This is a genomic window from Salinibacterium sp. PAMC 21357, assembly GCF_000247645.1.
Taxonomy (GTDB): Bacteria; Actinomycetota; Actinomycetes; order Actinomycetales; family Microbacteriaceae; genus Rhodoglobus.
The window spans coordinates 601,891-614,838 of record NZ_AHWA01000002.1; the positions used below are offsets into that span (position 1 = coordinate 601,891).

10 protein-coding genes are annotated in these 12,948 nt (G+C 62.9%); 9 read left to right on the forward strand and 1 reads right to left on the reverse strand.

The window, feature by feature from the left end:
* Positions 1-29 precede the first annotated feature (29 nt).
* The gene (locus tag ON14_RS02875; protein WP_010203018.1) at positions 30-1,283 is read right to left on the reverse strand and encodes a cation:proton antiporter; all 1,254 of its coding nucleotides are present in this window, start codon (positions 1,281-1,283) and stop codon (positions 30-32) included.
* 159 nt (positions 1,284-1,442) lie between these two features.
* Between ON14_RS02875 and ON14_RS02880 the strand changes: the two genes are divergently transcribed.
* The 9 genes from ON14_RS02880 to valS all read left to right on the forward strand — a co-directional run bounded on the left by ON14_RS02880 (position 1,443) and on the right by valS (position 12,899).
* Positions 1,443-2,654, forward strand: coding sequence for a TDT family transporter (locus tag ON14_RS02880; protein WP_010203019.1), 1,212 nt, complete (start codon positions 1,443-1,445; stop codon positions 2,652-2,654).
* A gap of 152 nt (positions 2,655-2,806) precedes the next feature.
* Complete coding sequence (locus ON14_RS02885; RefSeq protein ID WP_010203020.1) at positions 2,807-3,406, forward strand: biotin transporter BioY; 600 nt, start codon at positions 2,807-2,809, stop codon at positions 3,404-3,406.
* Between the two features lie 147 nt (positions 3,407-3,553).
* The gene (locus tag ON14_RS02890) at positions 3,554-5,188 is read left to right on the forward strand and encodes an ABC transporter substrate-binding protein (RefSeq protein ID WP_010203023.1); all 1,635 of its coding nucleotides are present in this window, start codon (positions 3,554-3,556) and stop codon (positions 5,186-5,188) included.
* Positions 5,189-5,200: 12 nt separating this feature from the next.
* Entirely contained in the window at positions 5,201-6,199 is a 999-nt protein-coding gene (locus tag ON14_RS02895; protein ID WP_010203025.1) for an ABC transporter permease, read from the forward strand.
* Positions 6,196-7,077 (forward strand): ABC transporter permease, encoded by an 882-nt coding sequence (locus ON14_RS02900; protein ID WP_010203026.1) that lies wholly within the window; start codon positions 6,196-6,198, stop codon positions 7,075-7,077. The genes ON14_RS02895 and ON14_RS02900 overlap by 4 nt, the downstream gene beginning before the upstream one ends.
* On the forward strand, positions 7,074-8,768 hold the full coding sequence (gene nikE, locus ON14_RS02905; RefSeq protein ID WP_010203027.1) for a nickel ABC transporter ATP-binding protein NikE: 1,695 nt from the start codon (positions 7,074-7,076) through the stop codon (positions 8,766-8,768). Before ON14_RS02900 ends, nikE begins: the two co-directional genes overlap by 4 nt.
* Before the next feature lie 4 nt (positions 8,769-8,772).
* Positions 8,773-9,363, forward strand: a complete 591-nt coding sequence (locus tag ON14_RS02910; protein WP_010203029.1) for a TetR/AcrR family transcriptional regulator — start codon at positions 8,773-8,775, stop codon at positions 9,361-9,363.
* 115 nt (positions 9,364-9,478) lie between these two features.
* Positions 9,479-10,165, forward strand: a complete 687-nt coding sequence (locus tag ON14_RS02915) for a hypothetical protein (protein WP_010203032.1) — start codon at positions 9,479-9,481, stop codon at positions 10,163-10,165.
* Between the two features lie 139 nt (positions 10,166-10,304).
* Complete coding sequence (valS, locus tag ON14_RS02920; protein ID WP_010203033.1) at positions 10,305-12,899, forward strand: valine--tRNA ligase; 2,595 nt, start codon at positions 10,305-10,307, stop codon at positions 12,897-12,899.
* The last annotated feature ends 49 nt before the right edge of the window (positions 12,900-12,948 follow it).

The following is a 12,948-nucleotide window of genomic DNA, read 5'->3' on the forward strand; positions in this document are numbered from 1 at the left end:
AGTTAGTTTTACGGAGACCGGCTGCCGCCTCAGAACCGGCGTCGCGCGGGCATCTCTTGCACGTGCTTGAGCTCGGGGGCAGATGCGGGCGCCGAACTCAGTCGACGTGCCAACCGGGCAGTCCACGGGCTTGCCGTCGCACCATGGGCAAAGACACTGACGAGGATCGTCCACACCGCTACCGAGAACACAGTGTCGGCCACGGAACCACTCAGCTCATCGAACACCAGCAGCGCGAACAGAATCGAGGCAAGTCCCCTCGGCCCGAACCAGCCAATGAAAAGCCGCGTCTCGAAGCGGGTTCCCGACCACGCCAGCGCTATGAGCACAGGCAGGATGCGCACCACGGTCAGCGACAGCACTACGTAGAGTGCGATCTGCCAAGTGAGCGAGGTGAGGATGGGCGCCGCGAGTACCGCGCCGAACACCAGGAACGTGATTGAGCTCAGCAGCTCCCCCTCATCTTCGGTGAAGTCTTGAACATCCTCGCAATGGTCGCGGGCAACAGCGCTGAAGGCGAGTCCCGCCACGAAGGCGGCAATGAAGCCATTGCCGCCGACAACTCCGGCGCTCGCGTAGGCAGCGACGGCAATAGCGATGGTGGCCAGCTGACGGTAAATGCCGTCCACGAAGCCCGCACTCGCTGCTCGACTCAGCAGCCAGCCGCCCAGCAGCCCGACCACACTGCCGAAGAGAACCCCGAACCCGATCTGCTGCGCCGCGAACAGACCCCAGCCCTGCCCCGCGCCCGCTCCCGTTTCGGTCGCCGCAATCGCGAGGAAGACCGTGACGACCGGAACCATGATTCCGTCGTTGAGTCCGCTCTCCACGTTGAGGGCCTGCCGAATGCGAACCGGCAACCTTTTATCGCTGACGACCGCTTGACCGAGCGCAGCATCCGTCGGTGCCAGGATTGCGGCAATGAGCGCAGCCTCGATGAACGTGAGTTCGCCGAACAGGGCCCAGGCCGCGAGCGCTCCGAGCGCGATTGTGAGTGGAAGGCCGATGCCCAGTAGGCGCAGCGGGAGAAAGATCTGGTTGCGCAACGCTCGAAGATCGATGCGCACGGCATCCGTGAAGAGCACCAGCACGAGGGTGGCTTCCACAAGAATCGACACCACCTCGCTCTTGAGGTCGAGCTGAAACCACTGAGCCCCGACGACACCCAACAGAATGCCCGCAGCAGTGAAGACCATCGGTGCCGTGACGGGAGACAATGCCAGCTTGCGCGAGACCATCGCGAAGGCGAACACGACTACGGCGACGATCGCGAGTTCGGTCATAGTTCCTCCACTGCAGAACGAGGTACGGCACGCCCCGCGGCTGAGCACAACCACTGCGCGGCACCGGGGTGGCTCAAGGCTACGGGAATGCTGCACGAATACGCGCGGTTGCACCGGTGGGCCGACGCACGTTGCCCATCCGCACACCAGAAACGACTCATGCGCCGCCAGATCCCTCGCCCGAACCACCCGGGCACCAGTGCACCGGTCGTGCGCGTGCGCCGACGCCTGCTTCTGCGGGAGCTCAGCAGCCCGCGCCTCGTGATCTCGAACATCAGCCCTAACTGGTTCGCCTCCGTTATGGGCACAGGGATCGTCGCGAACGCCGCCGCAACGCTGCCGCTCATCGCTCCACAACTCCACGTGTTTGCGAGCACCGTCTGGGTGATCGCGACCGTCTTATTGGTAGGGCTTATCGCCGCGAGCGCAGCGCACTGGATCGCCCACCGCGAGGCTGCGCTTTCGCACCACCGGCATCCGGTGATGGTTCACTTCTATGGTGCGCCGCCCCTGGCGATTCTGACCATTGGCGCTGGTGCGTTGCTCTTCGGCCCCGACATCATCGGTGCGGATGCTGCGCTCACCATCGCACTGATCTTGTGGTCGATCGGCACCGTGTTTGGCCTCGCGACCGCCGTGATTGTGCCGTTCTTGACCTTCACGTCGTCATCTGTCACGGATCACTCCGCTTTCGGAGGCTGGCTGATGCCCGTGGTCCCGCCCTTGGTCTCGGCAGCAGCCGGTGCACCACTGATCCCGTTTTTGCCTGAAGGCGAGGCGCGGCTGACGATGCTGCTCGCCTGCTACGCGATGTTCGGGCTCAGCATAATCGCCACCGCGGTGATGCTCCCGCTGATCTGGGGACGACTGGCACGACACAACATCGGCAACTCAGCAGCGGTACCGACCCTGTGGATTGTGCTTGGCCCGCTCGGCCAGTCGATTACGGCAGCGATTGTTCTTGGCGCGGTCGCCCCCTACGCGGTGTCGGCTGAGCTCGCCGACGCTCTCCGCCTTTTCGGCTTCATTTACGGCGTTCCCACACTCGGGTTTGCTCTCCTCTGGATGGCGCTCGCGATCACGATGACGGTGCACACCGCGCGCCGCGGCTTGCCGTTCAGTCTCACGTGGTGGTCGTTCACGTTCCCGGTGGGCAACATGGTCGTAGCGCTGAGTGTTCTCGCCGTCGCCACCGGTTCAACGGTGCTCGACGTGATGGCACTCCTGAGTTTTGTTGCTCTTGTTGGAGCGTGGGTGCTCGTCGCAGTGCGCACTTTTAGCGGGAGCGTCATTCACGGCACGCTGTTCTTGGCACCTCCTGTTGCGGCAGACGTTGGAACGCCGACGGTTCCCGCCGCGCCCGCGGCGTGAGAAGCGCGATTGTTATGCATCCAACAAATCTGAGCTGGTTTGTTGGTCGGACACACGCGCACGTTCGCGCTAACTATGACTAGGGTTATTCAGGCACCGGCCTATTCAGGCAGGTCTCTCTACAGTTCGCTGACAAAGGAAAGGAGCGTCGCGTGTCGACTCTCACTTTGACCCTCGGCCGTCCCACGCTTGCCGACACCGTCTTTTCTCGCAGCCTCGCGACTGACATTGCTCTGGTTAGCGCCGGCGCTGCGCTCACCGCTGTGATGGCCCAGGTTGTCGTGCCGCTCTATCCTGTGCCGATCACCGGCCAGACGCTTGCCGTTCTCCTTGTCGGTGCGTCACTCGGCGCTACCCGTGGCGCGATCTCGATGCTGCTCTACGCGCTTCTCGGCATTGTCGGACTGCCCGTGTTCAGCGAGGCTTCGTCGGGATTCGGCGTTATTGCTGGCACCACTGGCGGCTACATCATCGGCTTTATCTTCGCTGCCGGCTTCACCGGATGGCTGGCTCAGCGCGACTGGGACAAGAAGTTCCTTGGCGCAGCTCTCTCCTTCCTCGGCGGCACTGCAGTGACGTTCGCGTTCGGGCTCACATGGCTGGCAATCGCTACTGGCGGAACGTTTGAACAGGTTCTCGCTTGGGGCCTCTACCCGTTCATCATCGGTGGCCTCATCAAGGCCGGCATTGCCGCAGCCGTGATCCCCACCACCTGGAAGATCGCGACCAAGTTCTCACGCAAACAGGACTAACGCTCGTTCGAATTGCTCACTAAACCGGGTCGGTTTCGCTCACGCGAACCGGCCCGGTTTTTTGTCCAGTTGGACTTAATGTACTGAGTTCAACAATAATTGAGTGGCTCGCACCCGAGCACCCTCCCTCCACTCAAAAGGACCCCCTTGAGCGCGCCCCGCACCCTCCTCCTCTCCCTCTCCTTTGTGGCCAGCGCGGCTTTGCTTGCCGGATGCACGGCAGCCACCGAACCCGCCGGTGATCCCGTTGCGGGTGGCACCCTCGTGTACGCCACCGGCGACGCTGAGCCCGGATGCCTCGACCCCCACGTCGGAGGCAACTACCCTCAAGCGCTCATCAGCACCCAGTACCTCGAATCGCTCGTTTCGAAGAACAGCGACGGCGAAATCATCCCGTGGCTCGCGACCGACTGGACCGAGAGCCCAGACGGACTCACGTGGGATTTCACCCTGCGCGATGACGTCAACTTCACCGACGGCACCCCGTTTGATGCTGAGGCCGTCAAGGCGAACATCGAGCACTTGAAAGACCCCGAAACCGCCTCGTCAACGGGCTACCTCGCGGTAGGAAAGATCGACGGCATCGAAGTCGTCGCCGCCGACCACGTGCGTTTCACTCTCTCAGCCCCAGACAGCGCTCTTCTCGAATCGTTCTCGCAACCGTGGGTGAGCATCCAATCGCCCACCGCGCTCGAGCGCGAACAGGCTGTCAACTGTGAAAGCCCCGTCGGCACCGGCCCGTTTGTGGTCACCGACTGGGTGAAGCAGCAGTCGATCGCCCTCGAGCGCAACGAGGACTACAACTCGGCACCGGAAGATGCGGAGCACACTGGCCCCGCCCTGCTCGAGTCGCTCGAGTGGCGCTTCATTCCGGATGCCGCCACTCGCTATGCGGCCCTCCAATCTGGCGATGTAGACGTCATCGACAACGCGCAGCCCAACAACATCTCGTCCGCCGCCGACGTGACCACCATCGAAGAACTCGATGCGCCGCGACCCGGTGCCGCCAACCGCATCGAACTGAACTCGGGCAAAGCACCGTTCGACGACATTCGAGTGCGCGAAGCCTTCATCCGCTCCGTGGATGTGAACCCCGGAATCGAGAGCCTGTTCTTCGGCACAGCCGAGCGTTCCTACTCGGTGCTCTCGAGCGTTGAGCTTGCGGGCATCTCGACCCCCGACGTGTTCACCACCGACCCGGAAGCAGCCAGGATCCTGCTCGACGAGGCCGGCTGGAACACGATCGACTCCGACGGGTACCGCACGAAAGACGGCGAGCGCCTCACCCTCACATTCCCGGTCAGCACGAACCAGTCGATCCCCGCTGAGCAGTCACTGTTTGAGCAAATTCAGGCCTCCGCGAAAGACGTGGGGTTTGAGGTCATCCTGCAGCCGACCGATTTGTCTTCTTGGTACGGCGCCCTTTTCGCGAACGAGTACAACCTCGTGAGCGCTCCGTACACGAAGGTCGGCGCCGATGTGTTGCGCATTCTGTACCACTCGGACTCGATCATCCCCGCCCCGAGCGGTTACTACGCGAACCTGGCCCAACTGAGTGATCCGGCCCTTGATGAGATCCTGACCACCGCAAGTCAGACTTCGGATGCCAGCGAGCGCCAAGACCTGTACGCCGAGGCTCAGTCAATCATTGTTGACGGTTTCTATGTTCTGCCCCTGTATGACCAGCAGAATCACTACCTCTACAGCACGAGCGTTGAGGGCTTCCGGGCCTTGCCGACGGTGTCGGCACCGACGTTCTACGATGCGTGGTTGAGTAACTAAAGGAACGCCTCTGTGACGGTTTCGACTGACACTCCTACAACAGCGAGTGTCTCCACCCCAGCGACGCGATTGCGTTCGCTGGGGTGGATCGCGCGCCGCGTCGGTGGTGGAGTGTTCGTGCTCTGGGCTGTGGCGACGATCATTTTCTTTGCTCTGCGTCTGATTCCGGGCGATCCGGTGGATGCGATTCTGGGCGGGCCGGGTTCTCAAGCATCTGCCGAAGCGGTAGCCCAGATTCGCGCCGACTATGGGCTCGATCAGCCGCTCATCGTTCAGTACTTTCTGGCGATGGGCAAGCTTGCGGTCGCCGACTTCGGCACGTCGTACGCGCTCAAGGTGGCGGTGGCTCCCTATGTTTTGACGCAACTGTGGTCGACCCTAGTGCTTACAATCGCTTCCCTTGTGGTCGCGTGGCTGGGTGCTCTTGCCCTTACTCTGGCCACGAGCGGTCGCAGTCGTGTTGCGCGCGCGCTGGGGTCTGCTCTTGAGCTGTTAGCTGCGGCTGTTCCCCATTTTTGGTTGGCATCGCTGCTCATTATCCTGTTGAGCAATACGTTGCATTGGCTTCCGCCGATTAGCGTCCCCGGCCCCCTCGGTCTTGTTCTGCCCGTGCTCACTCTTGCTTTGCCCCTCACCGGCTTCCTCGGCCAAGTGATGCGCGAGTCGTTGGCTAACGCCTACGAACAACCCTTCGTGCTATCGGCCCGAGCTCGGGGTGAAAGCGAATGGGGAGTGCGCCTTCGTCACGTGCTGCGCCACGCGGCTCTTCCCGGTATCTCTCTTTCGGGTTGGGCTTTCGGCTCGCTCCTGAGCGGTGCCGTTGTTGTAGAGACGATCTTTGCGCGGCCGGGCCTCGGCAGAACCCTCCTCAGCGCGGTCACCATCCGCGACATCCCCGTCGTTACCGCCGTTGCCCTGCTCTCGGCGCTGACCTTCATCATCGTCACGATCGCAACGGATGTCGTCGACCGCATCGTGGACCCTCGCGTGACGGAGGTGGCAGCACGATGACCGAAATCTTGGCTGGCCGTCTCTCGCGGCCTGCGGGTCGCGCTCCCGGCATCCGTGGCCGCGGCGGCTGGCTTCGCAACTCGGGCGTCATCATCGCGCTCGCCGTGCTCGCCCTTATTCTGACGGCCGCTCTTGCGCCGCAGCTCATCACGACCGCTGACCCGGATGCCGTTGCCCCGGCCGAGGCCTTCCAATCGCCATCGGCTGCCCACTTCTTCGGCACCGATGAATCCGGTCGCGACGTGTACACCCGTGTCGTTTTCGGAGCCGGAAACTCACTGCTCATCGGAATCGCCGCCACCGCGGTCGGGCTGGGCCTCGCGCTCATTCTCGGCCTCCTCGGTGGCCTCGGCAGCAGACTCGGCGACTTCGTGAGTACGCGCATCGTCGAGGTGATGTTCGCGCTCCCCGGCCTGCTGCTCGCGCTCGTGTTCATCGCAATCGCGGGGCCCGGCGTGGTCACTTCAACAGTCGCGGTGGGCCTGTCGACCGCGCCCGGCTATGCCCGCATCATCCGCAGCCAATTGCGCAGTGTGCGCAGCGCCAGCTACGTGGAGGCCGCAACAGTTCTCGGCCATTCTCGGGCGCGCATCGTGTGGCAACACATTCTGCCCGGGGCACTCTCCCCCATTTTTGTGCTCGGCACGCTCGGTGTTGGTCAAGCCATTGTCTGGGCGTCCTCGCTCGGCTTTCTCGGGCTCGGCGTCGCCCCGCCCGCCGCCGAGTGGGGCGCGATGCTCTCCAGCGGCCGCACCTACATCGACGTCGCGTGGTGGCTCACGGTCTTCCCTGGCCTCGCTATCGTCGCCACCGCCGCATCGTTCACCGTGCTCGGCCGCGCCCTCAACGCCCGCACCCGCCAGGAGGCCCGCGGATGACCGGCTCCCCGCTCCTGCGTGTGAGCGACCTCAGCGTGCACTTCGACCGCAGCGCCCGCCCGGCCGTCGACAACGTGAGCTTCGACGTCGCCGCTGGCGAATGCCTCGCCATTGTCGGAGAGTCGGGCTCAGGCAAGAGCGTCACGGCACGCTCCCTGCTCGGCCTTGCGCCCGCCGGAGCCCACGTGAGCTTCAGCGAGTTGACTCTGGCGGGAGAAAGCCTGCCGGCACCCGGCGCTCGACGGTGGCGCACGATTCGCGGAGCATCCATTGGGCTGGTGTTGCAGGATGCGCTCGTCTCGCTAGACCCGCTGCGCCCGGTTGGCCGTGAGATCGATGACGTACTGCGACTACACACCACGCTCAGCCAGCGTGAACGTCAAGCCCGTGTACTGGAGTTGCTGGATGCCGTGGGCATTCCCGATCCTGCGCTGCGAGCCCGGCAACGCTCCGGCGAGCTCTCGGGCGGACTGCGCCAGCGCGCCCTCATCGCCGCGGGAATCGCCGCAGGCCCCGCCCTAATAATCGCCGACGAGCCCACCACTGCGCTCGATGTCACGGTGCAAGCCCGCGTGCTCGACTTGCTGGCGTCACTGCGTAACAACGGCACCGCCATGATCCTCATCACCCACGATTTGGCTGTTGTCTCTCGCGTCGCCGGTCGCGTGGCCGTGATGAGCGAAGGCCGCATCGTGGAGACCGGAGAAACGTCGGCGGTGCTGCGGGCACCCACTGCTTTGCCGACCCAACAGTTACTCGCGGCCATCCCGGTCGATGTACCGCGCGGGGTTGCCCTGAGTGTGCCGGCGGATGCCGACGCCCCAACCGCGAGCGCCGCATCCTCTCCGCCCGTAGCACTTTCCCCCACCCTCCCGTCTGCGACATTCAGCACCGCGAGCCTCGAGCACCCCGCGGCCGCACGGCCTCCAGCACTCGAGCTACGCTCGGTCTCCCGGCGCTATCCCACCCCCCGCGGCGAAGCAATTCAGGCCCTCGACGCCGTTTCTCTCACACTCGACGCTGGTAGGACCCTGGGGCTGGTTGGCCAGTCGGGCTCGGGCAAGACCACGATTGCTCGTATTGCTCTGGGGCTAGAGACCGCCGACAGCGGCGATGTGCTGCTGAATGGCAACGAGTGGGGTTCACTGAGTGCCCGCGAGCGCCGTCCGCTTCGCCACACCCTCGGCGCGATTTATCAGGATGCGTTGAGCTCGTTTGATCCACGGTTAAGCGTCGAGCGAATCCTCACCGATGCTCTCGGCGTTGGGGCATCCGGTACTCGTCAGTCACTCACGACGACATCCGAGCTCCTCGACGCCGTTGACCTGCCGCAATCGCTCAAAAACCGACGCCCCCTTCACTTATCTGGGGGTCAACGTCAGCGGGTGGCAATTGCTCGCGCCCTGGCGCCGGGGCCGCAGACGATCCTGTGCGACGAGCCGGTGTCCTCGCTGGATGTGTCCACTCAAGCCCGGGTGCTGAATCTGCTCGACGAGTTGCAACGCCACCTGCACCTCAGCTATCTCTTCATCTCTCACGACCTCGGGGTCATTCGCCACATGAGCGACAGGGTGGCGGTCATCAACGAAGGGCGCATTGTGGAGACGGGCGAAACGGAGGAGATTTTCATCGCTCCCCGCGATCCTTACACTCGGTCCCTTCTCGCAGCCCTGCCTCGAGTGAGAAGATGATTGGGTGACACCTCCCCGCCCTGCCACCCGTGGCCGCCCGCCCGCCGCCTCCCGCGAACTGCTGCAAGAGTCTGCCTTCGATCTGTTTATCGAGAATGGGTACACGGGCACAACGGTCGATCAGATCGCTACCCGCGCTGGAGTGAGCCGCAATACCTTCTTCAACTATTTCGATGCCAAGGGCGAAGTCTTTTGGGTGGAGCTGGATGCCGCGACCGAGCGACTGAAAACGGCGTTGGCTGATCAGCCGGCGCAGCCTGCTGATGTGACCGACGCCATCCGCTCGGCAATGCTTGTCGCCGTTGCCCCGCTGGAGTCACACCACGTGCCGTTTATTCTCACGCAGTACGACCTGATTGGCAGTGCGGCAGAGTTGCAAGCCTCTGCCATGAGCCGTTTCGCAACGCAGGCCCGTTTGCTCAGTGGTTATGCGCAGCATCACGGTGTTGATTCGGCAACCGCTCGCGCTCAGGCCTATTCGCTCATCGCGTGTGTGGTGGCTGCCGCTCAAGAGTGGGCACAGGTTGGGCCTCAGCGTGGACGTTTTGAGCCCTACGTCGAGCGGGTAATCAACTCGGTTCTCGCTCCGCGATAGAGCACGAATCGCACGCGCGCCCCGTTGTTGAGCGGCTCTCGACACGGCTGCGGGGCGGGGTTATGATTCAGCCACACTGGACTGCTTTCCTGATCCCCCGTCTTGGAGCGACGCCATGAGTAACGATCAACCGACCGAACGTTTCGATGCTCAAAACGATGATGCGCCCACGGTGCGTTTCGAACCGGCGGCCGGGATGCCGCCTGGGGGAACGCCCCCACCCCCTTCTGGCGGTCCTCCCGCTGGTGGTCCTCCCGCCGAACCGCCTGCTGACCCTGAGCGCAAATCTCGCACGCTCATCATCGTTCTGGCAGTTGTCGCCGGGCTCGTGCTGATCGCAGTGGTTATCGCGTTGACGCTGTTGTTCACGCGCAGCTCTAGCGACCCCGTTTCGGTGCTGCCGACCGCTACTCCTTCGGCCACTGCGAGTGAGAGCCCTTCACCGGAGCCGAGCACTAGCCCAGCTGAAGAGCCCGCCCCCGCCCCGGAACCGACAACGGCTCCCCCACCGACAACAGCGAGTCCGTCATTCGCCACGTTCTCGGCGCCGACGACGTCGGGCTGCACCGTGGCGAACCCCGAGAGCCGGATGACGTTCTCCTGGAGCAGCACCGACGCCGCTACCGCGTGGTTCGGAGTGCGAACCCTGAATGCGAAAGAGGGCCCCTATGAAGAGGTGCCGACTACCGCCACGTACTACTTCAACTATCAGTGCGGGCAAGAGAGCGAGTATTACACCGTCACTCTCGAAGACGCCGCCGGCAATTTGACGCACAAAACGGTGACAGTCACCAAGGAGTAGCTCACGGTCGACCGCGCACCTTCGCAACTATCGTCGGGGTCTGCCCTAGCCTGCCGCTGTCGGTTACGATTGAGAGCACCACTCACACTCAGGCACCTCTTCTTTGACTCGGTGCCGCATATATCGAACCGGAGAAGTTATGTCGTCGAGCGTTCCCGAAAAGCCCGCCCTAGAAGGACTCGAAGACAAGTGGGCTCCTGTCTGGGAGAACGAGGGCACGTACCGGTTCGATCGCCAGAAGGCACTGGCGGATGGTTCTGACTGCGTATTTTCGGTCGACACTCCCCCGCCAACGGCATCCGGAAGCTTGCACATTGGCCACGTCTTCAGCTACACGCACATGGACTTGGTTACTCGCTTCCAGCGCATGCGTGGCAAGGAGATTTTCTACCCGATGGGGTGGGATGACAATGGTCTGCCCACCGAGCGTCGGGTTCAGAACTATTACGGGGTGCGCTGCGACCCCACGCTCCCCTATGACGAGAGCTTCGAGCCTCCTCAGCAGGGCGGCGAAGGCAAGTCGACGAAGGCTGCCGCGCAGTTGCCGATTTCTCGTCGCAACTTCGTTCAGCTGTGCGAGACGTTGACTGCCGAAGACGAGAAGCAGTTCGAGGACCTCTGGCGCCAGCTGGGGTTGAGCGTTGACTGGAACCTCACCTACCGCACCATTGGTGACGACGCTCAGCGTGCCGCGCAGCGTGCGTTCTTGCGCAACCTTGACCGTGGTGAGGCCTACCAGGCGTTCGCTCCGACGCTGTGGGATGTCACGTTCCGCACCGCTGTTGCTCAGGCCGAGCTCGAAGACAAAGAGCAGCCTGCCGCCTACCACCGTCTTGCCTTCCATCAGGCGGATGGCGACGACATCCACATCGAGACGACGCGCCCCGAGCTTTTGCCGGCCTGTGTTGCTCTCGTGGCACACCCCGACGACGAGCGCTATAAGCACCTCTTCGGCTCGATGGTCACGACGCCCGTGTTCGGCGTTGAGGTTCCGATTCTGGCCCACCATCTTGCTCAGCAAGATAAGGGTTCAGGAATCGCGATGATTTGCACGTTCGGTGACGTCACTGACGTTGTGTGGTGGCGAGAGCTTGATCTGCCCAACCGCACGATCATCGGTGCTGACGGCCGCATCATTGCCGACGCTCCCGATGTCATTGTTGGCGATGCTGCTCAGGCCGCCTACGCCGAACTCGCTGGCAAGACTGTCTTCAGCGCGAAAGCCTCAATGGTTGACCTGTTGAAGGCATCCGGCGAAATGATTGGCGACGCCAAGCCGATTCAGCACCAGGTGAAGTTCTTCGAGAAGGGCGACAAGCCTCTCGAGATCATCTCAACGCGCCAGTGGTACATCAGCAATGGTGCCCGCGATGAGAAGCTGCGCAGCCGTTTGCTCGAGGCTGGCAAGCAAATCAACTTCACCCCTGATCACATGCGGGTTCGGTACGACAACTGGGTGGGTGGCCTTACGGGCGACTGGCTCATTTCGCGCCAGCGTTTCTTCGGTGTGCCTATCCCCGTCTGGTACGAGCTCAATGCCGACGGTGAAAAGGGTGCCCCGATTGTTCCCAGTGAAGCCTCGCTGCCGATTGACCCATCGTCGGATACCGCCCCCGGCTACACGGAAGACCAGCGTGGTGTTCCCGGTGGTTTCGAGGGCGAACTCGACATCATGGACACGTGGGCTACCTCGTCGTTGACCCCACAGATTGCTGGTGGTTGGGAGACCGACCCCGAGCTCTTCAACCTCGTATTCCCCTATTCGCTGCGCAGCCAGGGCCAAGACATCATCCGTACGTGGTTGTTCTCGACCGCGCTGCGTTCGGAACTCGAGCACGGAACGGTGCCGTGGAAGAACGCCGGCATCTCCGGCTTTATCGTCGACCCCGACCGCAAGAAGATGTCCAAGTCCAAGGGCAACGTTGTTACCCCTAAGGGCATGCTCGATGACCACGGTTCGGATGCGGTGCGCTACTGGGCAGCATCCAGTCGCCTCGGTACTGACGCAGCGTTTGACCCGCAGAACCCGAAGCAGATCAAGATCGGTCGCCGCCTCGCGATCAAGGTGCTGAACGCCTCGAAGTTCGTGTACTCCTTCCCGGCGCCCACTGTTGCTGCGGGCTCGACTGCGGTTGTCACTGAAGCCCTCGACCTTGAGATGCTCGCCGAGCTTGCTTCGATCGTTTCTCAAGCCACCACGGCTCTCGAGAACTTCGATCACGCGAAGGCTCTCGAAGTCACCGAGAAGTTCTTCTGGACCTTCTGTGATGACTACCTCGAACTCGTGAAGGAACGCGCCTATGGTGCCGGAACTCCTGAAGCTCAGGCGAGCGCCAACCGTGCTCTCCACACCGCCATTGATGTGTTCTTGCGCCTCTTCGCGCCGTTCCTGCCTTTTGCCACCGAGGAAGTCTGGCGCTGGACGCACGACACTTCGGTTCACGCAACATCATGGCCAACCGCCGACGAACTCGGCGTCACCGCTGAGCCGAGCGGACTGTTCCATGCCGTCGGCCAGGCGCTCATCACCATTCGTCGTGCCAAGACTGACGCCAAGGCATCGCAGAAGACCGAGGTGCGCTCGGCCACTCTCGCGGGCCCAGCATTGATCGCTGCTGCTATCGACGATCTGAAGGCTGTCGGCCGCATCCATGATCTGACGATCGTGGAAGCCGACGAGATTGAGGTTCGCGACATCGTCCTGGTTGAGGCTGCACCTGAGGCTTCTGTCTAGAAGTCTGTTGAGGGTTCGGCGCCACCCCGGCGCCGAACCCTGAAACCGC